At 71.1% G+C, this 22,697-nt stretch carries 21 protein-coding genes, 4 pseudogenes and 1 riboswitch; of the genes and pseudogenes, 11 read left to right on the plus strand and 14 right to left on the minus strand.

The features are described from left to right. Positions 1 to 50: 50 nt before the first annotated feature. Complete coding sequence (locus HDC93_RS15920; RefSeq protein WP_185011307.1) at positions 51 to 680, minus strand: MBL fold metallo-hydrolase; 630 nt, start codon at positions 678 to 680, stop codon at positions 51 to 53. After that, entirely contained in the window at positions 680 to 1,768 is a 1,089-nt protein-coding gene (locus tag HDC93_RS15925) for an S-(hydroxymethyl)mycothiol dehydrogenase (protein WP_185011309.1), read from the minus strand. Before HDC93_RS15925 ends, HDC93_RS15920 begins: the two co-directional genes overlap by 1 nt. Before the next feature lie 162 nt (positions 1,769 to 1,930). On the opposite strand from HDC93_RS15925, the gene HDC93_RS15930 reads away from it, so the two are divergent. Then, complete coding sequence (locus tag HDC93_RS15930) at positions 1,931 to 3,685, plus strand: ABC transporter ATP-binding protein (protein ID WP_185011312.1); 1,755 nt, start codon at positions 1,931 to 1,933, stop codon at positions 3,683 to 3,685. Positions 3,686 to 3,774: 89 nt separating this feature from the next. Here HDC93_RS15930 and HDC93_RS15935 read toward each other — a convergent pair. Continuing rightward, a pseudogene (locus tag HDC93_RS15935) lies at positions 3,775 to 4,047 on the minus strand (hypothetical protein); the annotation flags it as partial. Positions 4,048 to 4,220: 173 nt separating this feature from the next. Here HDC93_RS15935 and HDC93_RS15940 point away from each other — a divergent pair. After that, a complete protein-coding gene (locus tag HDC93_RS15940) occupies positions 4,221 to 4,583 on the plus strand; it encodes a nuclear transport factor 2 family protein (RefSeq protein WP_185011314.1) in 363 nt (120 codons plus the stop codon). Positions 4,584 to 4,607: 24 nt separating this feature from the next. Beyond that, a riboswitch (ZMP/ZTP riboswitch) is annotated at positions 4,608 to 4,692 on the plus strand. Positions 4,693 to 4,714: 22 nt separating this feature from the next. Then, complete coding sequence (locus HDC93_RS39680; RefSeq protein WP_398985215.1) at positions 4,715 to 4,957, plus strand: hypothetical protein; 243 nt, start codon at positions 4,715 to 4,717, stop codon at positions 4,955 to 4,957. A gap of 368 nt (positions 4,958 to 5,325) precedes the next feature. Here HDC93_RS39680 and HDC93_RS15950 read toward each other — a convergent pair whose 3' ends face one another. Continuing rightward, positions 5,326 to 5,985: a TetR/AcrR family transcriptional regulator gene (locus HDC93_RS15950; RefSeq protein WP_185011316.1), complete on the minus strand. Its 660-nt coding sequence runs from the start codon at positions 5,983 to 5,985 to the stop codon at positions 5,326 to 5,328. Positions 5,986 to 6,177: 192 nt separating this feature from the next. Here HDC93_RS15950 and HDC93_RS15955 point away from each other — a divergent pair, with 192 nt between their 5' ends. Continuing rightward, a complete protein-coding gene (locus tag HDC93_RS15955; protein ID WP_260419589.1) occupies positions 6,178 to 7,575 on the plus strand; it encodes a YncE family protein in 1,398 nt (465 codons plus the stop codon). A 25-nt stretch (positions 7,576 to 7,600) separates the two neighbouring features. Here the strand turns inward: HDC93_RS15955 and HDC93_RS15960 are convergent, their stop codons facing one another. From HDC93_RS15960 to HDC93_RS15970, 3 genes and pseudogenes are all read right to left on the minus strand, one after another. Further along, positions 7,601 to 9,457 (minus strand): cellulase family glycosylhydrolase, encoded by a 1,857-nt coding sequence (locus HDC93_RS15960; protein WP_185011318.1) that lies wholly within the window; start codon positions 9,455 to 9,457, stop codon positions 7,601 to 7,603. 81 nt (positions 9,458 to 9,538) lie between these two features. After that, on the minus strand, positions 9,539 to 9,784 hold the full coding sequence (locus tag HDC93_RS15965) for a hypothetical protein (RefSeq protein ID WP_185011320.1): 246 nt from the start codon (positions 9,782 to 9,784) through the stop codon (positions 9,539 to 9,541). Further along, positions 9,783 to 10,383: pseudogene (locus HDC93_RS15970) on the minus strand (GTP-binding protein); the annotation flags it as partial. The pseudogene HDC93_RS15970 and the gene HDC93_RS15965, both read right to left, overlap by 2 nt. A 188-nt stretch (positions 10,384 to 10,571) precedes the next feature. Between HDC93_RS15970 and HDC93_RS15975 the strand changes: the two are divergent. From HDC93_RS15975 to HDC93_RS15990, 4 genes are all read left to right on the plus strand, one after another. Next, positions 10,572 to 11,678: an XdhC/CoxI family protein gene (locus HDC93_RS15975; RefSeq protein WP_185011322.1), complete on the plus strand. Its 1,107-nt coding sequence runs from the start codon at positions 10,572 to 10,574 to the stop codon at positions 11,676 to 11,678. A 39-nt stretch (positions 11,679 to 11,717) separates the two neighbouring features. Next, positions 11,718 to 12,050, plus strand: coding sequence for a putative quinol monooxygenase (locus HDC93_RS15980; protein WP_185011323.1), 333 nt, complete (start codon positions 11,718 to 11,720; stop codon positions 12,048 to 12,050). A gap of 132 nt (positions 12,051 to 12,182) precedes the next feature. Then, on the plus strand, positions 12,183 to 13,190 hold the full coding sequence (locus HDC93_RS15985) for an NADP-dependent oxidoreductase (protein WP_185011325.1): 1,008 nt from the start codon (positions 12,183 to 12,185) through the stop codon (positions 13,188 to 13,190). A 26-nt stretch (positions 13,191 to 13,216) separates the two neighbouring features. Beyond that, entirely contained in the window at positions 13,217 to 14,269 is a 1,053-nt protein-coding gene (locus HDC93_RS15990; protein WP_185011328.1) for an alcohol dehydrogenase catalytic domain-containing protein, read from the plus strand. A gap of 127 nt (positions 14,270 to 14,396) precedes the next feature. Here the strand turns inward: HDC93_RS15990 and HDC93_RS15995 are convergent. After that, positions 14,397 to 14,749 (minus strand): annotated as a pseudogene (locus HDC93_RS15995) (class I SAM-dependent methyltransferase); the annotation flags it as partial. 2 nt (positions 14,750 to 14,751) lie between these two features. Here HDC93_RS15995 and HDC93_RS16000 point away from each other — a divergent pair. The 3 genes and pseudogenes from HDC93_RS16000 to rfbC all read left to right on the plus strand — a co-directional run. Beyond that, positions 14,752 to 15,218 (plus strand): annotated as a pseudogene (locus tag HDC93_RS16000) (TerD family protein); the annotation flags it as partial. Between the two features lie 171 nt (positions 15,219 to 15,389). After that, a complete protein-coding gene (locus tag HDC93_RS16005; protein ID WP_185011330.1) occupies positions 15,390 to 17,330 on the plus strand; it encodes a glycosyltransferase family A protein in 1,941 nt (646 codons plus the stop codon). A 4-nt stretch (positions 17,331 to 17,334) separates the two neighbouring features. Continuing rightward, positions 17,335 to 17,940, plus strand: coding sequence for a dTDP-4-dehydrorhamnose 3,5-epimerase (gene rfbC / locus HDC93_RS16010; protein ID WP_185011332.1), 606 nt, complete (start codon positions 17,335 to 17,337; stop codon positions 17,938 to 17,940). Between the two features lie 122 nt (positions 17,941 to 18,062). On the opposite strand, the gene HDC93_RS16015 is transcribed toward rfbC, so the two are convergent. The 6 genes from HDC93_RS16015 to HDC93_RS16040 all read right to left on the minus strand — a co-directional run bounded on the left by HDC93_RS16015 (position 18,063) and on the right by HDC93_RS16040 (position 22,644). Further along, entirely contained in the window at positions 18,063 to 18,866 is an 804-nt protein-coding gene (locus tag HDC93_RS16015) for a class I SAM-dependent methyltransferase (RefSeq protein WP_185011334.1), read from the minus strand. Beyond that, positions 18,853 to 19,740: a dTDP-4-dehydrorhamnose reductase gene (gene rfbD, locus HDC93_RS16020; RefSeq protein ID WP_185011336.1), complete on the minus strand. Its 888-nt coding sequence runs from the start codon at positions 19,738 to 19,740 to the stop codon at positions 18,853 to 18,855. Before rfbD ends, HDC93_RS16015 begins: the two co-directional genes overlap by 14 nt. Further along, positions 19,737 to 20,717, minus strand: coding sequence for a dTDP-glucose 4,6-dehydratase (rfbB, locus tag HDC93_RS16025; RefSeq protein WP_185011338.1), 981 nt, complete (start codon positions 20,715 to 20,717; stop codon positions 19,737 to 19,739). The genes rfbD and rfbB overlap by 4 nt, the downstream gene beginning before the upstream one ends. Next, the gene (locus HDC93_RS16030; protein WP_185011340.1) at positions 20,714 to 21,781 is read right to left on the minus strand and encodes a glucose-1-phosphate thymidylyltransferase; all 1,068 of its coding nucleotides are present in this window, start codon (positions 21,779 to 21,781) and stop codon (positions 20,714 to 20,716) included. The genes rfbB and HDC93_RS16030 overlap by 4 nt, the downstream gene beginning before the upstream one ends. Positions 21,782 to 21,885: 104 nt before the next feature. Then, positions 21,886 to 22,059: a hypothetical protein gene (locus HDC93_RS16035; RefSeq protein WP_221516753.1), complete on the minus strand. Its 174-nt coding sequence runs from the start codon at positions 22,057 to 22,059 to the stop codon at positions 21,886 to 21,888. A gap of 165 nt (positions 22,060 to 22,224) precedes the next feature. Continuing rightward, positions 22,225 to 22,644, minus strand: coding sequence for a CBS domain-containing protein (locus tag HDC93_RS16040; protein ID WP_185011342.1), 420 nt, complete (start codon positions 22,642 to 22,644; stop codon positions 22,225 to 22,227). Positions 22,645 to 22,697: the final 53 nt, after the last annotated feature.

Raw genomic sequence — 22,697 nt, forward strand, 5'->3', positions numbered from 1 at the left:
GGTCACGGGTATGCCGGACATCTTCTGTCGCCTTTTACGGCGACACGCGGTCAGTGGCCCCGGGCGATCCATTCCTGAAGCTGCGGGGCCTCCGCTCCGATGGTCGTGGAGTCGCCGTGGCCGGTGCGGACGGTCGTCTCGGGCGGCAGGCTCAGCAGCCGGTCGCGGATCGAGTCGATGATCGTCGGGAAGTGCGAGAAGGACCGTCCGGTGGCGCCGGGGCCGCCCTGGAAGAGGGTGTCGCCGGTGAAGACGGTGCCCAGTCCCGAGTCGTAGAGGCAGACGGCACCGGGCGCGTGCCCCGGGGTGTGCAGGACCCTGAGGTCGGCGCCGCCGGCCTCGATCGTCTGGCCGTCGACCAGCCAGGCGTCCGGCTCGCGGTCCGGGTGGGTCTGCTTCCACAGCGGCAGGTCGTCGTGGTGCAGCCAGATGGTGGCGCCGGTGCGCTCGGCGAGCGCGGGGGCGGCGTCGATGTGGTCGTTGTGGGCGTGCGTGCACACGATGGCGGTGAGCCGTCGGTCCCCGACGGCCTCGGCGATGGCGTCGGCGTCGTGGGCGGCGTCGATGACGATCGCCTCGTGGTCGTCGCCGACGATCCACACGTTGTTGTCGACGTCCCAGGTGCCGCCGTCGAGGCTGAACTGGCCGGAGGTGACGAGGTGTTCGATGCGGGTCGTCATCACAGCACCACCACCGAGCGCAGCACGTCGCCGTGGTGCATCCGCTCGAAGGCCTTCTCCACCTCGTCGAGCTGGATCGTCTGCGTGACGAACGCGCCGAGGTCCAGACGCCCCTGCAGATGCAGGTCGATCAGCATGGGGAAGTCGCGGGAGGGCAGGCAGTCGCCGTACCAGCTCGACTTGAGGGACCCGCCGCGGCCGAAGACGTCGAGCAGCGGCAGTTCGAGCTTCATCTCGGGTGTGGGGACGCCGACGAGGACGACCGTGCCCGCGAGGTCACGGGCGTAGAAGGCCTGCTTGTACGTCTCGGGGCGGCCGACGGCCTCGATGACGACGTCGGCGCCGAAGCCGCCGGTGAGTTGGCGGATCGCTTCGACCGGGTCGTTCTCGCGCGAGTTGACGGTGTGGGTGGCGCCCATGGAGCGAGCGGTCCGAAGCTTGCGGTCGTCGATGTCGACGGCGATGATCGTCGCCGCTCCGGCCAACTGCGATCCGGCGATGGCCGCGTCGCCGACTCCGCCGCACCCGATGACGGCGACCGAGTCGCCCCGGCCGACGTTCCCGGTGTTGATCGCGGCGCCGATGCCGGCCATCACACCGCAGCCCAGCAGCCCGGCGACCTGCGGGGCGACGCCCGGGTCGACCTTGGTGCACTGCCCGGCCGCGACCAACGTCTTCTCCGCGAAGGCGCCGATGCCGAGGGCCGGGGACAGCTCCTGGCCGGTGGAGGCGAGGGTCATCTTCTGCTGCGCATTGTGGGTGTCGAAGCAGTACCAGGGCCTCCCGCGCAGACAGGCACGGCACTTCCCGCACACCGCACGCCAGTTGAGGATCACGAAGTCACCGGGCTCGACGTCGGTGACGCCGGGGCCCACCGCCTCGACCACGCCCGCGGCCTCATGGCCCAGCAGGAACGGGAACTCGTCGTTGATGCCGCCCTGCTTGTAGTGCAGGTCGGTGTGGCACACCCCGCAGGCCTGCACCTGCACCACGGCCTCGCCCGGGCCGGGGTCGGGCACCACGACCGTCTCGATCCGCACCGGCTCGTCCTTGCCGGGGGCGATCACGCCGCGTACTTCCTGGGCCATGCTGCTGACTCCTTCGTCGGCCGGGGTCCGTTCCTCTCCGACCCTACGCGCGACCGATCGGTAAGGAGCGCTGATCGGCCCGTCTGTTCCCTGCGAAAAGGGCAGGCCGCGCGGGTCGGCGGCGACGTAGCCTGAACGCTCCGCCGACGCCGAGGGAGCGCCGTGAGCATCGCAGAGACCGAGACCGCCACACCCCCGTGGCGGCAGCTCCTCGGATACGTACGGCCGCACCGCTGGTCCCTGTTCACCGGTGCGCTGCTCTCCCTGGTCACCGGGGCGACCGGGCTGCTGCTGCCGCTGGTGGCGCGGGGCCTGATCGACGACCTGTCCCGCGACCGGGCCATCACCGGCGCCCTGCTGGCGATGTCGGCCCTGGTGGTGACCAACGCGGCGGTGGGCGCGCTGGGTTCGTACGTGCTGACGCGCACCGCCGAGTCGGTGGTGCTGGGCGCGCGGCGGACCCTGTCGTCGTATCTGCTGCGGCTGCGGATCACGGCCGTGGACCGCAGCGAACCCGGGGACCTGATGGCCCGCATCACCTCCGACACCACGCTGCTGCGCGCGGTCACCACCGACTCGCTGGTCGGACTGGGCACGGGCGGGCTCACCCTCGTCGCGACGGTGGTGATGATGGGCCTGGTGGACGCCGTGCTGCTGGGCGTCACCCTGGCCGTGATCCTGCTCGCGGGCGTGGTCCTCGGGGTCATCGTGCCGCGCATCAACCAGGCCAGCCGGCAGGCGCAGGACGCGGTCGGAGTCATGGGTGCCTCGCTGGAGCGGATCCTCGGCGCCCTGCGCACGGTGAAGGCGTCCGGCGCGGAGCACCGGGAGGAGCGGACGCTGCACGAGGCGGCGCAGGAGTCGTGGCGGCAGAGCGTGCGCGCCGCCAAGTGGTCGGCCGCAGCGGGCAACACGGCGGGGCTCGCCATGCAGATCGCCTTCATCACCGTGCTCGCCGTGGGCGGCGCCCGCGTCGCGACCGGCGCGGTCGACGTGGGCACGCTGGTCGCGTTCCTGCTGTACGTCTTCTATCTGATGTCGCCGATACAGCAGGTCGTCGGCGCCATCACCCAGTACCAGACGGGCGCCGCGGCCCTCACCCGCATCGAGGAGGCCCTGCGCCTGCCCGCCGAACCGGCCGCCGAGGCGGCCCCGCTGCCCTCCCTGGGCGCCGAGCCCGCCGCGCTCGCCTTCGACGACGTCCGCTTCCGCTATGCCGACGACCTGCCCCACGTCCACCACGGAGTGACCTTCACGGTGCCCGCGCAGGGCATGACGGCGTTCGTCGGTCCCTCCGGCGCCGGCAAGACCACCGTCTTCTCGCTGATCGAGCGGTTCTACGACCCCGAGTCCGGCGTGATCACGCTGGACGGGCGGGACCTCGACGACTGGGAGCTGCCCCGGCTGCGCGCCGCGATCGGCTACGTGGAGCAGGACGCGCCGGTCCTGTCGGGCTCCCTGCGGGACAACCTGCTGCTGGGCAATCCGGAGGCGGACGAGGACGCCCTCGCGCGGGTGCTCAAGACGACCCGGCTCGACGGTCTGGTCTCCCGGCTGCCCGGCGGCCTCGACACGCTCGTGGGGCACCGCGGAACCAAGCTGTCCGGCGGTGAGCGGCAGCGCGTCGCCATCGCTCGCGCGCTGCTGCGCCGCCCCCGGCTGCTGCTGCTCGACGAGGCGACCTCGCAGCTGGACGCGGTGAACGAGGCAGCGCTGCGCGACACCGTCGCGGACGTGGCGCGCACGACCACGGTCCTCGTGGTGGCGCACCGGCTGTCGACGGTGACGATGGCCGACCGGATCGTGGTGATGGACGCGGGCCGGGTCAGGGCCGTCGGCACGCACCGGGAGCTCGTGACGGCCGATCCGCTCTACGCGGAGCTGGCGGCGACGCAGTTCCTGGCCACCGCCGACTGATCCCGGCCGCCGCGGACTGTGGGCGCACGCCGAGGGCCGCCCGGAACCCCGGGCGGCCCTCGGCGTGCGCTGCCGTCAGCGGACGTTCGGACGAAGCCGAAGAGCGGGGAGACCAGACCGACGACCTGGTTCAGCTGGTCGAGGTCGTTGAGGCGGTTGAGCCCGGCCAGCCGCGAGGAGGGCCGCGGGATCTCGTCCTTGTGCGCGGCGGGGATGTCGCTCACGGTCAGCGAGTCGAGCGTGGCCATCGGGCTGAGCGGGCTCTTCGCTTCCGCGTCGGCCGCGTTCGCCATCGGCGCGGCGAGGCCGGTGACGCCAGCGGCGGGACCTACGGCGGCGACGATACGTCGTGTTGAGATCATGCCTGGCGCAGCGCGAACGGGTCCCCGGCGGACGCGGGCGGGCGGCGCCGCTCACCCCTCAGCCCCAGTGTTCCGGTTGCGCTTGCCGAGCCCGCCCGGCGGGAGGACGCTCGACAGGAGGGGCCTTTCGCGGCCCGCATCCGGCGGGCCGCGGCCCTTCGAAGGAGGTCATCATGGGAACCGCGGCAGACCCCGCCTTCGACCGGGACACCCTGCGCCAAGGCGTGGAAGGGGATCCGGACATCCTGCTCTCCCTGTACGCCGACGATGCGGAGCTGCGCATCGTGGACCGCACGACCCAACCCAGCCACCCCAAGGTCCTGCACGGCCGGGACGAGATCGGCCGAATGCTGGAGGACGTCTACAGCCGCGACATGTCGCACAAGCTGGAACGGTGCGTCATCCAGGGCGACGAGGCCGCCTACAGCGAGAGCTGCCAGTACGCGGACGGGGTGCGCGTACTGTCCGAGTCCATGATCGGGCTGCGCGACGGCAAGATCGCCGAGCAGACCCTGGTCCAGGCCTGGGACGAGTAGCAGGAGCGTCACCGGGCTCCGTCAGGGCCGGGCCGTGACCGGCGCCGGGGTGGAGCACCACCGGGGAGCGGCCCCGCAGAAGTCGATGCCGTGCGCCTGGGCGAAGCAGTACTTCGGCCCAGGAGTGGATCATGTCGCAGGCACGGCTCATGGACGGCGCCGCACTCGCGCGGCGGATCATCGAGGAGACCGCGCAGTCCCTCGGCGCCGACGAGGAGCCGGGTGAGCGCCGCGCTCTCGCGTGGGCCGAGGGTCCAGTTGTCGAGCAGTGTCGCCATGGCGTCGAGCGGCTCGGGCGTGGTCAGCGGGGTGTCGGTGTACAGAGACTCCATCAGGTAGGCGCGCACCGGGGCCGGGTCGCGGGGCGGGGGTGACTTGGGCGGGGCGTCGCTCCAGCTCGGTGGGTAGGTCCGGTCGAGGTGGACGTGACCGTCGTCGACGAGGTGCGGTTCGCCGCCCTCGTCCGAGAGGACCGGGCGGCCCGGGTGCCTGGGTTCCGTGGCCACGACGAGTTCGGTGTGGCTCGCCCGCCAGCGCACGAGCCGAAGTGAGGGCCGCCGGGCGGCACTGGATCGGCGCTGCGCAGCAGTTCGAGTTCGTCAGCCATGGCCGTGTTCCTTCGGGGCGGTCATGCAGGAGGGCTCGGCGATCGGTTCACCCCCAGGTACCGGAAGGGTCTGATGCCGAGCATGTACAGGAGCCGAGGCGGCCGTTGGGTTTCACCCGCACCCGGCGGCTTCCGTCACCCTTGCGGATTCCACCCCGGCGGCCGCACGATCCCCAGCAACTGCCGGACCAGTTCGTCGACGACCTCGTCGAGGGTCGCGTCGACCCAGCCGGCGCTCCAGTCGTGCAGCAGGCCGTTGACGCTGCCGATGAAACCCGTCGCGGCGAGGCGGTAGTCGCGGGGTGCGGCCTCTCCGCGTGCGGCGGCCGCGTCGGCCTCGGCGCAGATGAGGTCGACCCAGCCGGCCCGGCGGGCGAGCCGCTGCTCCTCCAGGCGGGGGCTGACGCCGATGATCTCGACGAAGGTGACGCGGATCCGGCGCGGGTCGGCGGCGACGTTCCCGGCGTAGGCGCGGAAGATGGCGGTGGCGCGTTCGACGAGCGGCAGCTCCGCCGCGCCCGCGGCCGCCTCCAGGACCGCCGCCTCGGCCCAGCCGTTGACCTGGAGGTGCAGCGCGGCGAGCACGTCCTCAAGGGTGCGGAACTCCTCGTAGAACTGACGCGTGGACAAGCCGGCCGTCTCGCTGAGGGCCGCGACCGTGGTGGAGCGGAAGCCGGGGGTGTCGCCGAACAGTTGGAGCGCGGCGTCGAGGAACCGCCGGCGCCGCTCGGCCTGCCGCTCCTCCGCGGTCTTGCCGCCGTAGCGGCCGGTCGGCGCTCTGAGTCTGCCCGGCACCGGCTCTCCCTTCGTTGTTCGAACACCGATTTTGTCGTGCACGCGGTCTTGTGGAGAAGGCCGCCCCTTCCTTACTTTGCAGTAAGTTCACTCTGAAAGCATGTGTGTTCAGATTCCACGCGCCCAGCTTTGGCATGTCCCACTCACGACGCTCACTCCACGGCAGACCCCACAGCAGAGAGGGGAGCAGTCATGCCCGCCTTCCGACGCCGGCACCTGTGCTCCGTAGCCGCAGCCCTCACCCTGACCGTCACCGCTCCCGCGACCGCCGCCACCGCCTCCCCCGCGGCCTCCCCGGACTCCTCCGTCGCGCTGCGCGAGGTGCTGTTCGTGGGCAACAACTGGGACGGCACCGCCGATGCCATCCGGTCCTCGGGTGACTTCGCGAAGATCGGCCGCATCAACGTCATCCCCGACAAGGACGAGCGGATGGCGGCGATCAACGCAGATCCGATCAAATGGATCTATTTCATGGCGATCCGCAACAGCGTCGGCGAGGGCCACGACCAGTTCGTCGACGACATGTACTCCACACCGGACGGGACCTCGGTGGTCGTCTCCCGGCCGAGCTTCGCCGACGTCGTCTCGATCGACCTCGCCTCCGGGAAGCTCAACTGGCGCTTCCCCGTGTCCGGTTACCGCTCCGACCACATGGCCGTATCCCCCGACGGCAAGCGGGTCGCGGTGTCGGCGTCGACCTCCAACACCGTCCATGTGCTGGACATCGTCTCCGGCAAGGAACTGGGCAGGTTCGGCACCGGCGACAAGCCGCACGAGAACATCTTCACCCAGGACGGCAAGTACATCTACAACATGGCGATCGGCGACGTGAACACGCAGACCGACGCCCCGTGGCTGGACTGGACGAAGGGCGACCGGCGCATCACGGTCGTCGACGCCACGACGTACAAGCAGGTCAAGGTCATCGACATGCGCCCGCACCTGGACGCGCTCGGCCTCAAGGACTACTCCGACGCCGTCCGCCCGGCCGTCTTCTCGCCGGACGAGTCGAAGTTGTACTTCCAGGTCTCCTTCTTCAACGGCTTCTTCGAGTACGACATCGCCACCGACAAGATCACCCGCACCAAGACCCTGCCGAAGAACGCGGCGACCAGCGACGACCGCACGACCTTCGTCAACGACTCGCGCCACCACGGCATCTCGATGAGCCCGGACGGCCGCAAGCTGTGCGTCGCGGGCACGATGGACGACTACGCCACCGTCGTCGACCGCGCCACCCTCCAGGAGGGCCCGCTCGTCACCGCCTCCAAGCCCTACTGGGCCACGGTCAGCGGTGACGGCAAGTCCTGCGTCGTGTCCGAGAGCGGCACCGACCAGGTCACGGCCATCGACTTCGCCACCGGGAAGAAGGTCGTGTCCGTGCCGGTCGGCGACCACCCGCAGCGCGTCCGGCTCGGCCATGTGGCGGCCGGCTGGACGAGCCCGTCCGCTAGTGCCGCGGCAGGCAACGTTCGCCCCGTCGCGACGCCCGGCACGCACTCTCGCCGCACCGGGCACAAACCCAAGTACATCCAGTACGAGGGCATGCACCCGGCACGCCGAGAGCACGCACCGGACGCCGCTCCTTGACGGGCAAACGTTGCCTGCCGCGGCACTAGTTGACCTTTTTCGCCGCCCACGCCGCCAGTTCGGAGCGGGCCGCGGCGAGCAGATCCGCCGAGGGAGCCGTCGCCCCGTTGGTCACCAGCGCGTAGTGCAGGACGCCCGAGTCCGGCGCGGTGAGCAGCAGGCGGCGGCTTCCCGTGCCTCCGGGCTCCTGTGCCACGCCGACCGGTGTCGTCGAGGTGTAGGCCGACGGGGCGTGGACCGCGCCCAGGTCGGAGACGACCGTGGTGGACGCGGCCGGGAAGCTCGCCGGCAGGTGCAGTTCGGTGGGCGCCGAGCCGCCGTCGGAGCGCCAGAGCAGCAGCCCGTACTGTCCTGCGCCCACGAGTCGTTGCACGTTCGGCAGGGAACCTGGCACCGGGTTCCAGGTCAGGGTCTTCGACCCGTCCCGGGAGCGGTCCTCGTAGGTGAAGCCGACGGTCCGGCCGGCCGTGGCGCTGGGGTAGACGCGGTCCAGGAGCCGGGCGTCCTGGCGCAGCACGGGCTTGCCCGTGCCGTCGAGGCGTACGGCGGACAGGTCCTCGTCGTTCCAGGCGTCGCCGGTGGTGAGCACCTTGTCGGGGTTGCCGTTCATCAGCTCGTGATGGCGGCCGTTGTAGATGTCCCACTGCCATTGGGAGCCGGAGAGCACGGGCCCCGAGGCGGCCGGGTCGGACCACCAGTCGGCGCCCTTGAGGCGGGAGTCGAGAGCCTGGTACATCGCCTTGAGGACGGTCGGCGCCTTGTCGGAGACGTTGCCGGCCAAGGGGTGTCCGAACTCGCTGACCACGGCGGCCGTCTGCGCGGCGGCGGCGCGGTCGCGGACGGTGCGGAAGTCGCCCGCGTACTGGCCGTCGGCGGCCTTGCCCCACATGAAGACGCCGGAGATGGCCTTCTGGTCGTAGAAGTGGGTGTTGAAGACGTAGCGCGGCCCGAGTCTCCCGGCGTCGAGCAGGCCGCCCTCCTGCTTCTGGAAGTCGAGGTTGGCGTTCCAGAAGAGGTTCGGCTCGACGAAGGCGGGCTTGTCGCGCCAGCCGGCCGTGTCCATGCGGGCCCGGAACTTCTCGTAGAACGGCCAGAGCACGTCCTTCTCCCAGGCGCGGCTGGTCTGCCCGGAGTCGTACACGCCCGCGTGCGGCTCGTTGTACGGGTCGAAGCCGACGACGCTCTTGAACTGATCGGCGCTCAGGTGCTGCTGGACGTAGGCCATGGTCTTCTGGGCGGTGGTGAGGAAGGCGTCCTGCACGCCGTGCGCGTTGTGCCAGAAGTCGTGTGTGGCGCGCTTCACGGCCTCGTTCTGGGTGATGTTCTGCCCCCAGAAGAGGCAGATGCCGCAGGACTCGTCCGGGTAGTTCCCGGCGTCCACCGCCCACTTGGGCGCGCCGTCGCCGGTGTACCAGCTGTCGGTGTCGAAGAGGTGCCGGGAGTAGAGGTCCTGGTGGAAGTCGGGGTAGACGCGGATGCCGGCGTCGAGGAAGGCCTTCATCTGGTCGGTCGCGGCGGCCAGGTAGGCCGTGTCGACCTGGCCGCGCTCGGGCTCGGCGTACGCCCAGGAGAGCAGGAAGCGGACGGTGTTGCCGCCGCCGAGGGCGCGCAGCGCGGTCGCCGAGGTGCGGGCGTCGGCGACCGACGCGAAGGGCAGGCCCTTGTTCTCCGCGAGTTTGGTCTCGCCGGAGACGTTGTAGCCGCGCAGCACGATCTCGCGGCCGTGGGCGTCGGTGAAGCGGCCGTCCCGCACGGTGACGGTCGGGTCGTCGAACCAGAGGGAGCCGGGAGGGGAAGCGGCGGTGGCCGGCGGGACGCCCACCGACACGGAGCCGAACAGGACGACCAGGACAACCAGCAGACGTGCTCGAATGGTCGGCATGTCCACTACAGTCCGGCGATATCAGGACACCGTCAACACCCCTGACTCTGGAGTAAGTCCCGCTAGGCCGACCCTCACACTTCAGCCACTCACCCTCCCTGTCACGCTCAACAAGCACTCCTTCCTGTTCAGCGGGTTGTGGTCGGTGCGCGGGCGCTCGGGGATCGTGCCGTGGGTGACCGGCGCGTAGCGGGCGAAGGAGCTCTCCAGATCGCCCTCGCCGCGGGTGAGTCCCGGCAGCCGTTGTTCGAGGGCGTGCACCCGGGCGGCAGGCGCGGTGCCTTCGAGGACGCAGACGTCCTCCCGGTTCCGTGCCGTCTCGGGCACTGACGGTGTTCTCGATGTACGTGGCCGGCAGGGCGTCGTCGTGCCCGGTCAGGACGTCGAGGGCGGCGGCCGGTGCGAGCCCGGGGGCTCCGGCCAAGCGGGCCGCGCGGGTGCCGAGGCCGACGGCGGTCCCCATCGGCACGATCGCCGGGGTCAGCCGGGCCGAGATCTCCCGCAGCACCGCCTCGTGGCGCGCCCCGCTCCGGTCGATCTTGTCGACGAAGAGCAGGGTCGGGATGCGCGGCCGCCGCAGCGTCCGCATCAGCACCCGCGTCTGCGCCTGCACCCCTTCGACGGCGGAGATCACCAGGACGACGCCGTCCGGCACGCCGAGGACGCGCTCCACCTCGGCGATGACGTCCGGGTGGCCGGGGGTGTCGATGAGGTTGACGGCCACGCCGTCGAGCGGGAAGCAGACGACGGCGGACTTGACGGTGATGCCGCGCCGGCGCTCCAGGGCGAGGGTGTCGGGTGCGGGTGTTCCCGTCGTCGACGCTGCCGATCTCGTCGATCACCCCGGCCGAATGGAGCAGCCGCTCGGTCAGGCTGGTCCTACCGGCGTCGACATGGGCGAGAATTCCCAGGTTGAGCATGTGCACGAAGCGTCATGTCCTTGGGAGAGAGGTCCTTTCCTGGCTGAGACATGCACGCGGTGCGCATCTGGCGCTCCTTCGGACTCGGTGACATCGCTGTCCTGAGCAGTGCGGCAGACCTGTGCGGAGGGCCACAACAGAATCGACCGCTGCCGGGGTACCCGGCGGGGTGCGCGCAAGGAAGGGAGCGGCTCGTGCGTGACGTTCTCCCGGTGCTCGGCCGCTGGTACGCGGCCGGGGTGCCGTTCGGACTCGCGACGGTCGTCCAGGTCAGCCGCAGCGCGCCGCGCGACCCGGGCGCGGCGATGGCGGTGGGCCCGGACGAGGAGGTCGTGGGCAGCGTCTCCGGGGGCTGTGTCGAGGGTGCGGTGTTCGAGCTGGCGCAGGAGGTCGCCGCTGGCGGCGAGGCCCGTCTCGAGACCTTCGGCTACAGCGACGAGGACGCCTTCGCGGTCGGCCTGACCTGCGGCGGCGAGATCACTCTGCTCGTGCGCGCGGTCACGGCCGAGCGGGATCCCGGCTTCGGCGCCGTCGCGGACTCGGTGGCGGCGGGCGAGCCGGTCACCGTGGCGACCGTGACCGACGGCCCGGCCCCGCGCGGGGCGGCCCTCGCCGTCTGGCCGGACCGGACCCTCGGCACGCTCGGCGCGAGCGGCCTGGACGCGGCCGTGACCGCCGACGCCCGCGGCGAACTCGCTCTCGGCGCCACCGGCCTGCGGCACTACGGGCCCGAGGGGCAGCGCCGCGAGGACTCCGTGAGCGTGTTCCTGCAGTCCTTCGCACCGCCGCCGCGGATGCTGGTCTTCGGCGCGATCGACTACGCCGCGGCCGTGGCCCGCATCGGGGACTTCCTCGGTTACCGGGTCACCGTCTGCGACGCCCGCCCCGTCTTCGCCACGCCCCGGCGCTTCCCGGAGGGCGTCGAGGTGGTCGCCGAGTGGCCGCACCGCTATCTGCGCGACACCACCACGGACGAGCGTACGGTGATCTGCGTCCTCACTCACGACCCGAAGTTCGACGTGCCGCTGCTGACGGAGGCGCTGCGCCGCCCGGCGGCCTACATCGGGGCGATGGGCAGCCGCCGTACCCACGCCGACCGTGCGGAACGGCTGGCCGAGGCCGGGCTCACGGAGCGCGAGCTGTCCCGGCTGCGCTCACCGGTCGGCCTCGACCTCGGGGCACGTACGCCCGAGGAGGTGGCGGTGTCCGTCGCCGCCGAGATCGTGGCGCTGCGGTGGGGCGGCACCGGAGCGCCACTGACCGCGACGGAGGGGGCGGTGCATCCGTACCGTTCCTCCTGAACCCCCAGTGCACTTCCGCACTTCACCGAAGGGAATCCCATGATCTTCATCACCGCGAAGTTCCGCGTCCGCCCCGAGCACGCCGACCGCTGGCCCGAGATCGCCGCCGATTTCACCCGGGCGACGCGCGCCGAGCCCGGCTGCCTGTGGTTCGACTGGTCGCGCAGCGTGGAGGAGCCGTCGGAGTACGTCCTCGTCGAGGCCTTCCGCGACGACGAGGCCGGTGCCGCGCACGTGCAGTCCGCGCACTTCAAGGCCGCCCAGCAGACGTTGCCCCCGCATCTGGCCGAGACGCCGCGCATCGTGAACGCGAACGTCCCGCAGGACGACTGGTCGCTGCTCGGGGAGATGGCGGTGCCGGGACAGGAGTAGCTCGCCGCCCGGGGCCGGCCGGCCGCATGAGCCGTGAGTCGTGGCGCTCCGGCTCTTGCCCCGGACGGCGGGCACCCGTACGCTCACGGCCGTACCGACTGGGCGGTATGTAGCCGAGGAGAGGCGCCGCAAATGAGCACGATCAACCGCCAGATACGCCTGGCCGCACGTCCCGTGGGAGAGCCGCGCCCCACCGACTGGGAGCACGCCGAGGAGCCGGCGGCGCAGCCGGGCGACGGGGAGTTCCTGGTGCAGGTGCTCTGTCTGTCGATCGACCCGGCGATGCGCGGCTGGATGAACGCGGGCAGGTCCTACATCCGGCCGGTGGAGATCGGCGAGGTGATGCGCGCCGGCGCGGTGGGCAGGGTGGTCGCCTCCCGGCACTCCGGATTCGCGGTCGGCGACCATGTGTCGGGCACGTTCGGCGTGCAGGAGTACTGCGTGTCGGACGGGCGCGGCGTGACCAAGGTCGACCCCGCGGCCGCTCCCCTGCCGACCTTTCTCGGCACGCTCGGCATGTCGGGCCTGACGGCGTACTTCGGCCTGATCGAGGTCGGTCGTCCCGAGCCGGGGCAGACCGTCGTGGTCTCCGGAGCGGCCGGGGCCGTCGGCAGCGTCGTCGGGCAGATCGCCAAAATCCTCGGATGCCGGGTCATCGGCATCGCGGGCGGCGAGAGCAAGTGCCGCCTGGTGGTGGACGAGTTCGGATTCGACGCCGCGATCGACTACCAGAGCGAGGACGTCCGCAAGGCCCTGCGCGAACACGCACCCGACGGCGTCGACGTGTACTTCGACAACGTCGGCGGCGACGTTCTGGACGCCGTGCTGCTGCGGCTGGCGCGCGGCGCCCGCGTCGTGGTCTGCGGCGCGATCTCCCAGTACAACAGCACCAAGCCGCAAGGCCCCGCCAACTACCTGTCGCTGCTGGTGAACCGAGCCTCCATGACGGGCATCGTGGTGTTCGACTACGCCGATCGGTACGCGGAGGGCATCGCTCAGATGGCCACGTGGCGGGCCGAGGGCCGGCTGAAGTCCCTGGAGGACGTGGTGTCCGGCTCGGTCGCGGAGTTCCCCGACACCCTGATGCGCCTGTTCCGTGGTGACAACCACGGCAAGCTGGTGCTGAAGATCGCTGACTGACCGGGCCGAGGGGAGGGAGAGATCCGATGAAGGCACTGACCTACCACGGCCGTCACGACATCCGCTTCGGGGACGTCCCCGACCCGGCCGTCACCGGCCCCGCCGACGCGGTGGTGCGGGTGACCGCGGCCGGCATCTGCGGCAGCGACCTACACATCTACGGCGGCAACGGGTTCAGCGCGGACCTGGGCTACACACCGGGACACGAGTGCGTCGGCGTGGTCGTCGGCACCGGTGACCAGGTCACCCGCTTCAAGCCCGGCGACCGGGTCCTGGTGCCCGCCTCCGTCGGCTGTGCGCAGTGCCGGCAGTGCGCGGCCGGCTTCACCGCCCGGTGCGAGCGCGCCACGTCGAGCACGGAGCTCTGCTACGGAGTCAGCCCGAAACTCCAGGGCAGTCAGGCCCAGGCTCTGGCGGTGCCCTGCGCCGACGTCAATCTGGTGCATCTGCCCGAGGACATCTCCGACGAGGCCGCCGTCGTCCTGACGGACAACGCCCCCACAGCCTGGTACGGCTGCCGCCGTGCCCGTATCCAGCCCGGTGAGACCGTCCTGGTCGTCGGCCTCGGCCCGGTCGGGCTCATGGCCGCCCAGTCCGCCTTCGCGATGGGCGCGGCGCGGGTGCTGGGCGTGGACCTGGTCGCGGAGCGCCGCGCCTTCGCCGCCGGCCTGGGCGTCGAGCCGGTCGAGGGTGACGACGTGCGGGCGGTGATCCGGGACATGACCGCCGGCCGCGGGCCGGACGCCGTCGTGGAGGCGGTGGGTTCCGACGCCACGATCGAGCTCGCCCTCAAGGCGGTCCGGCAGGCCGGCCGGGTCAGCGTCATCGGGGTCAGCCAGAACAAGGCGTTCCCGTTCCACATGTACCTGGCGCAGGTCAAGGAACTGGAGTTCGCCATCGGGCTGTGCTCGGTGCACTACGAACTCCCTCCCCTGATGGCCCTCACCCGTGCCGGACGGATCAGGCCCGAGGTCGTGGTCTCCCACCGTTTCGCCCTCTCCGAGGGGCCGGCGGCGTACGAACTGTTCGCCGGCCGCTCCGACGGCGTCCGCAAGATCGTGCTCGACCCGACGGGCTGACTGCTCCCGCCTCTTCACCGTCAGGTGTTCAGCCGGTCTCCCAGGGTGATTCCCTCGGAAATCCGGAGGTCGCCATGCCACAGCGCGACGAAGACGCCCGACCGACCCGACCGCGGCTGATGCCGCTCCCCGAACGGAGCCGGTTGGCCCGCTCCTGCTCGGGGCCGTGTTCGTCGGGGCAGATCAGCGGCTGCACGCGGGGTCGGCGTCCTCGACCAGCAGCACTTCCCCGGGTCGCAGGGCCTGCACCGTGGAGCGCAGTGCGGCGTCGCGCTCGGTGACGTGGACCAGGACGAGACGGGCGTGCACCAGGTCGAAGGGACCGGGGGGAGGGGCGTCGCGTCCGACGTCGTGCCGGAGCACCTCGACTCCCTCGGTGGCGGCCGTCCCGGTCCAGCAGACGTCGATGTCGGTGGCGAGCACGCGCCCGGTGGGCCCGACCCGTTCGCGCAGCCACGCCGCCACGCTCGGTCCCCCGGACCGTCACCGCGACCTGGGCGCAGCAGACGTCGTGCGAGATCGACGTGGTCGCCTTCGTCGTCGACGAGGAGGAACAGGTCTGTTTCGACGAGGACTTCGTCTTCTACGGGGCGCCGGAGAATCCGGGCGGGACGGTGCGGCTGCACAGCGACGGGCCGACCGCGAGCAGACGATCGGCGTCGATCCCGCCGCACTGCCACCCTCGGCCCGCGAGGTCGTGGTCGCCGCGGCCATCGACGGCTCGCCCACCTTCGGCGACGTCGGCGCGATCCACATCAGCTCCGGGCCGGGCATCAGCGCCGCACCCCTGGCCCAGGCCCCCCTGGACGCCGCGACCACCGAGCGCACCCTGCTGCCCGCCGAGCGCTACCGCCGCGGCCCGCTGTGGCGCCTGCGCACCGTGGGACAGGGCTACGACCAGGGGCTGGGCGCCCTGGCCCGGGGCTACGGCGTGGATGTCTCCGACTGAGCCACCTTGACCGCGAACAGACAGACGCCGCAGCTCAGTTGCCCTGTCCGCGGAGATGATCACGGCGAGGTCTCGAAAGGTGAGGCGACCTCGCCGAGCGGGTTAGCATCGGGCAACACGCAGCACAACAGGACGTCTACGGCAAGCGACCCGAAGGGGCCCGGAAACCCGATGCCGGTCAAGGTCAGCGTCATCGTCCCCGTGTACAACCCGGGGATCTACATCGAGGACTGCATCTCCTCGCTGCAGCGGCAGTCGCTGCCTCCCGACGAGTTCGAGGTGATCTTCGTCGACGACGGCTCGACCGACGAGACCCCGGCCCGGCTCGACGCGCTCGCCGCCGAGGACCCCCGGATGAAGGTCATCCACCAGGAGAACTCCGGCTGGTCGGGCAAGCCCCGCAACGTCGGCGTCGAGGCCTCCCGGGGCGAGTTCGTGATGTTCGTCGACAACGACGACTACCTGGGCGACGAGGCCCTGGAGCGGATGTACGACTACGGCACGGCCAACGGCGCCGACGTCGTCGTGGGCAAGATGGCCGGCAAGAACCGCGGGGTGCCGGTGGAGCTGTTCCGCCGCAACCACCCGCGTGCCACCGTCGAGAACGCCCCGCTCATCGACAGCCTCACCCCGCACAAGATGGTCCGCCGGGCCTTCCTGGACCGCATCGGCCTGCGCTTCCCCGAGGGCAGACGGCGCCTGGAGGACCACGTCTTCATCGCGGAGGCGTATCTGCGCGCGGAGAACGTCTCGGTGCTCAGCGACTACGTCTGCTACTACCACATCCGGCGGGACGACAGCTCCAACGCGGGCTTCGAACGCTTCGACCCCGTCGGCTACTTCAAGAACCTGCGCGAGGCCCTCGACGTCGTCGAGCAGTACACGGAGCCCGGTCCGGTGCGCGACCGGCTGTTCCGGCGGTGGCTGCGCGTGGAGATGGTCGAGCGGCTGCGGGCCAAGCGCCTGCTGAGCCTGCCGGACGACTACCGCCGCGAGCTGTTCGGGGAGATCCACGAGGTCGTCGTCGAGCGCTTCGGGCCCGGTGTCGCGGCCGGTCTGCAGCCGACGCAACAGGTCATCGCCGCGCTGACGGCGGCCGACCGGTACGACGACGTGGTGGCCTTCGCGGAGTGGGAGGCAGGTGTCGGCCCCACGGCGGCCCCCGGGGACATCGAGTGGCGTGACGGTTCACTCCGTATCGGCTTCACGGCCGAGTACCTGTCCGACGGCGAGCCGATGCTGTTCCCTGCCGACGCCGAGGTCGCGCCGCTGACCGACGTACCGAAGGACGTGACCGAGGCGGTGCGCTGGGTGGCCTCGGAGACCGCCGCTCGGTTCGGGCAGGCCACGGCCGATCTGCTGCTGCGGGAGCGCACCAGCGCCGCCCAGTACTTCCAGCCGGTGGAGTTCACCCGCGAGACCGTGCCGGTCGGGGACGGCGAGGAGGTCCGGCTGTTGCTGCGGGGGACCGCCACGGTCGACCCGGGCGTCCTGCCGCGTGACGGCGCCTGGGACGCACTCGTCCGGGTGAAGTCGGGAGGCTGGACCAAGGAGTGCCGGCTGGGCCCGGCGCCGCGCGAGGACCGGCCCACACCCCTCGCGGGGGTCGTCGGCGGCCGCCCGGTCCTGCCGTACTGGACCGCACCGCACGGCAACCTCTCCCTGGAGCTCGGCGCGCGCGGCAAACGACTCGGGCTGGGCCGCGTGGAACCCGGGGACGTCACCGTCTCCGACGACCGGTTCCGGGTCCTGCTCCCGGTGCATGTCCCGGGCGACACGGAGGTGCGGCTGAGGTTCGTCTCCTCCCGCCGGATCCTGGAGACGCCGGGCACCCTCTCCCCCGGCGCGGACCGGCCGGGCTCGGTGCTGAAGGCGGTCCTGCCCGAGGATCTCTCGGACGACGTCTGGCGGGTGGCCGTGTGCCCGAACCCGGGCTCCGCCCGGGCCCGTTTCGCCGGTCTGCCGTTCGCGCTGCGGGCCGGGGGCGGGAGCTTGCTGGTGACGCCGGTGCCGGGGCCCGGTGTCGCGCTGCGGCTGGCCCGGCGCGCCCGACGCGTGCTCGGTACCGCGCGCCGGAAGGTGAATTCCCGTATCAGGAACGGAGGGCGGTGACGGCATGCGACCGCTGGGGACAGAGGGCGCCTGGCTACTGGAGCCCAAGATCTTTCCGGACGACCGGGGCAGCTTCCACGAGTGGTACCGCGGTGCGGAGTTCCGCGAGGCGACGGGACACGACCTGTCCCTGGCGCAGGCCAACTGCTCGGTCTCCAGGCGGGGCGTGCTGCGGGGTGTGCACTTCGCCGACGTACCGCCCGGTCAGGCCAAGTACGTCACGTGCGTCCGCGGTGCCGTCCTGGACGTGGTGGTCGACATCCGCGTCGGCTCCCCCACCTACGGGGCGTGGGAGGCCGTACGGCTCGACGACGACACGCGGCACGCGATCTTCCTCGCGGAGGGCCTCGGTCACGCCTTCATGGCCCTCACGGACGACGCGACGGTGGTCTATCTGTGCTCGGAGGGCTACGCCCCGGGCCGTGAGCACGGCATCCACCCCTTGGACCCGGCGCTGGGCATCGAGTGGCCCCAGGGCATCACCCCGCTTTTGTCCCGCAAGGACGAGCAGGCCCCGACCCTGGCCGAGGCGGAACGCCAGGGGCTCCTGCCCTCGTACGAGGCCTGTCTGGCGTACTACGAGGAACTGCGGAGCGAGCAGGGGGCGTAGCCCTCGGCCCGAGCTCGGACACGCCGCAGGCCCGGACGCGATCGGCGTCCGGGCCTGCGCTCCGTGCAACCCGGGAAGGGTGTCGGCCCCGGCCGTCCTCGGGCGGTGGCCGGCGCCGTCGTTCAGCGGCTCACGCCGACCTGCTGCAACGCCTTGCGCAGGGGCTCCCAGCCGATGGAGCGGGGCAGGCCGCGGTTGCGGGCCTGCGCGAGAGGGCGCCAGAAGCCGGCTTCCAGGAGCGTCTCGGGGCGGACCGCACCGGCCCGCTCCAGGATCGTCTCGGGGACCTTCTGCGGGTCGGGGATCTTGTACTCGGCCATGATCTCGTCGTACTTGTCGTGCAGGACCCGGTTGTCCGGGTCGGCACCGAAGACGACCAGCTGGCCGGTGGGGGCGGTGTCCACCTGCACCGTGACCAGGTCCGGGCGGTAGCGGGCCAGCACCTCGGTGATCTTGTAGACGTCGCCGGTCCAGGCGTTGGTGTGCCGGTCCCGGGCCGCCTCGTCCACGCTGCGCGGCAGCATGTCGTCGAGGACGATCACACTGCCCCAGTCCGAGTACTTCTCGACGTTCATGAAGTCGCGCAGCGCGAACTCGAACAGGTGCATGCCGTCGATGAACGACAGGTCCAGCGTCGTCTTGCGCCAGTAGCCGATCGGGCTGCGGCCACGGCGCAGGTTGCGCAGCGGGTGACGGCCGCCCTTCAGGTGCTGGAGGGGATTGTCACGCGCGAAGAAGTCGTCGCTGGTGGCCTTCACCAGGTGGACGTCACACCTCAGCTCCGAGACCACCTTGAAGGCGGGGTCGATCGCGATGCTGGGGACGCGGGACAGCGTCAGGCTGCGCCCGTCGTTGACGCCGATCTCCAGGTAGTTGCGATTGGCGCTGACCTTGTGCAGTTCCCGGAGGAACTCATGGCGTTTCACGAGGAAGACCTTCCTTGCGGATGCGGGGCAGTGCTTCGTGCAGGGCGGAGCGCCAGTCGCGCGGCAGCGGCAGGCCGATCTCCTGCCAACGGCGGTGCGCGAGGGCGCTGTACGCCGGGCGGGGCGCGGGCCGGGGGAAGGCCGCGCTGCTGGTGGGGCGTACCCGGTCCGGGTCGGCGCCGATGAGGGAGAACACCTCCCGGGCGAGGTCGAACCAGGTCGCCTCGCCGGAGTTGGTCGCGTGGAAGACGCCGTGCGCCTCGGGGCCGAGCAGGGGGCCGAGGTCGGCGATCCGCTCGGCGACGTCCGCGCTCCAGGTGGGCTGCCCGCGCTGGTCGTCGACGACGTCGAGGGTGTCCCGGCGTGCTTCCAGTCCGATCATGGTCCGGACGAAGTGGGAGCCGTGGACACCGTAGAGCCACGCCGTGCGCAGCACCGCGCTCGCCCCGGGGAGCTCGTCCAGCACGGCCCGCTCCCCGGCCAGTTTGGTGCGGCCGTAGGCGGTGCGGGGGCCGGTCGGGTGGTCCTCCGGGTAGGGGGTGGTACGGGCCTCGCCGGAGAAGACGTAGTCCGTGGAGACGTGGATGAGGCGGGCGTCGTGCGCGGCACAGGCCCGGGCCAGCAGGCGCGGGCCGTCGCCGTTGATCTCCAGGGCGCGGGCCTCGTCGGTCTCGGCGTCGTCGACGGCCGTGTAGGCGGCGCAGTTCACGACCAGGTCGGGTCGGTGCTCCCGCACGGCGGAGTCGACGGCCGGGGGGCTGGTGATGTCCAGGGCCGCGCGGTCGAGGCCGACGACGCTCTCGCCGCGGCGCGTGAGTTCCTCGACGACGTCACGGCCGAGCATCCCGCCCGCGCCGGTGATCAGCCACCTCATGCCCGCTCCTGGGCGACGCGCTGCTTCAGGGGCTCCCACCAGGCCCGGTTGCCGCGGTACCAGGCGACGGTCTCTTCGAGGCCGGTGGTGAAGTCGTGGCGGGGGCGGTAGCCGAGTTCGTCGCGGGCCTTGGAGCAGTCGACGGAGTAGCGCAGGTCGTGGCCCTTGCGGTCCTCGACGTACTCCACCCGGTCCCAGTCCGCTCCGCAGGCCTCCAGGAGCAGGCCGGTGAGTTCCTTGTTCGTGAGTTCGGTGCCGCCGCCGATGTTGTAGACCTCGCCGGGCCGGCCCTTGGCGCGGGCGAGGTCGACGCCCTGACAGTGGTCGTCGACGTGCAGCCAGTCGCGGATGTTGCGGCCCTCGCCGTACAGCGGCACCTTGTGGCCGTCGAGGAGGTTGGTGACGAACAGCGGGATGACCTTCTCGGGGAACTGGTGCGGGCCGTAGTTGTTGGAGCAGCGCGTGACGCGCACGTCCAGGCCGTGGGTGCGGTGGTAGGCCAGCGCGAGGAGGTCGGAGGATGCCTTGGAGGCCGAGTACGGCGAGTTCGGCTGGAGCGGGTGGTCCTCCGGCCACGAGCCGGTCTCGATGGAGCCGTAGACCTCGTCGGTGGAGACGTGCACGAAGGGGCCCGTGCCGTGGCGCAGGGCGGCGTCCAGCAGGGTCTGGGTGCCGAGGACGTTGGTGCGGACGAAGTCGGCGGCGCCGCTGATGGAGCGGTCGACATGGGACTCGGCGGCGAAGTGCACGACCTGGTCCGCGTCGGCCATCAGCTTGTCGACCAGTTCGGCGTCGCAGATGTCGCCCTGCACGAACTCCAGCCGCGGGTGGGTCAGTTCGAGGTTGTCGAGGGTGCCGGCGTAGGTGAGCTTGTCCAGCACGGTGATGCGCGGCGCGTCGGGCGCGTCCGAGGCGAGCAGTGCCCGGACGTAGCGGGAGCCGATGAACCCGGCGGCGCCGGTGACGAGGAGGTTCATGAAGTGATCTGCACCTTGCTGTGATCTCCGAGGACGAGACGGTGGGCGCTGGGGACGCTGGGGGCGGGGGTCACCTCGACGTGCCGGCCGATCAGCGAGGCCTCGATGCGGCCGACGCCCTGGATCGAGGAGTCCCGCAGCACGATGGAGAACTCCAGCTCGCTGTCGATGATCCGGCAGTTCTCGGCGACGGAGGTGAAGGGGCCGACGTAGGAGTTGCTGACGACGGTGCCCGAGCCGATGACGACGGGTCCGACGACACGGGAGTTGACGATCCGCGCGCCCTCTTCGAGCACGACGCGCCCGATGGTCTCGGACGCGTCGTCCACCTCGCCGTCGATGCGGCGCTCCATGGCTTCGAGGACCGTGCGGTTCACCTCGAGCATGTCGCCGACGTTGCCGGTGTCCTTCCAGTAGCCCTTGATGACCGTGGAGCGCACGTCGGCGCGGGTGTCGATCAGGTGCTGGATGGCGTGGGTGATCTCCAGTTCGCCGCGCCAGGAGGGTTCGATGGCGCGGACCGCCTCGTGGATGAGGGCCGTGAACATGTAGACGCCGACCAGCGCGAGATCGCTCTTGGGCTGGTCGGGCTTCTCCTCCAGGCCGATCACCTGGCCGGACGGGTCGAGTTCGGCGACGCCGAAGGCGCGCGGGTCGGCCACCCGCGTGAGCAGGATCTGGGCGTCGGGCCGGTTGCCGCGGAACTCCTCGACGAGGCCGGTGATGCCGCCGACGATGAAGTTGTCGCCGAGGTACATCACGAAGTCGTCGTCACCGAGGTAGTCCCGGGCGATCAGCACCGCGTGGGCGAGCCCCAGGGGCCGCTCCTGGGGGATGTAGGTGACCTTGAGGCCGAACTTCGACCCGTCCCCGACCGCTTCCTCGATCTCCTCGGCGGTCTCCCCGACGATCATGCCGACGTCGGTGATGCCGGCCTCGGCGATCGACTCCAACCCGTAGAACAGCACGGCCTTGTTGGCCACGGGCACCAGTTGCTTGGCCGACGTGTGCGTGATCGGCCTCAGTCTTGTTCCTGCGCCGCCGGACAGCACGAGAGCCTTCATTCGGTTCACCTTAGTCGTGATCCGGCGGATGTGAACATCACTTCTTTTGGTTGTCGATGCGCGGAGTTACTCGGATCGACACCGCGCGGTCCGCGGGCGAGGTATCAGTCCTCACCCCGGACGATGTTCCACTCCGCCCCGGAGTGCGCCACTCCGGGCGTGCCCCGGTCCTCGACGGCGGGGAGGCAGGTGCGCAGCGCGGCCTTTCCGCGCAGACGGCGTGCCTTCGACCAGCCGGTCTCGTGCTGACGGACGACGGGCTTCTCACTGGTGTCCATGGACTCCACGACTCATCATCTTCCTTCTGCTTCCACTGCTGTTCGAGTCCCCAGTGAAAAACCGAACAAACCCGGACCGGAGCACCTGCGGCGCGATGCCGAAGTCCCTTGCTCCGGACCGGGGTTCGGAACACCAGTTAGGCGGACGCGTTCCGACCGCGCCCGTCAGGCATTGGGGTGCGCGGCGCTGATGTCACCGAGCGCCGACTCCGGGTCACGCTCCATGGCCATGTCGCCCAGGGAGGCGATGCCCACGGGATGCCCGTGGTCGACGACCGGGATGCGGCGCACGGAGTGCTCGCGCATCAGGCCCACCGCCTGGGCCGGGTCCTCGTCGGGGCCGACGGTGACCAGCTCGTCGCTGCACGCGCCGGCGACGGTGATCCGCTCCGGGTCACCGCCCCGGCTGACGGTCCGCACCACGATGTCACGGTCGGTGACCACCCCTCGCAGCCGGTCGCCCTCCGTCACCAGTACGGCTCCGAGGTCCTCGTCGCGCATGATGCGCGCGACCTCGGCGACGGAGGTCTGCGGTTCGACGGTGACCGGGTCGCCGGTCATGATGTCGCGGACATGCTGAGCCATGACGTTCCTCTTCCTTCGGCTCGTGGTGTCTTCTCCGTCCTGCGCCGCGGCGG

This window comes from Streptomyces sp. AK010 (assembly GCF_014207295.1).
GTDB classification, from domain to species: Bacteria; Actinomycetota; Actinomycetes; order Streptomycetales; family Streptomycetaceae; genus Streptomyces; species Streptomyces massasporeus.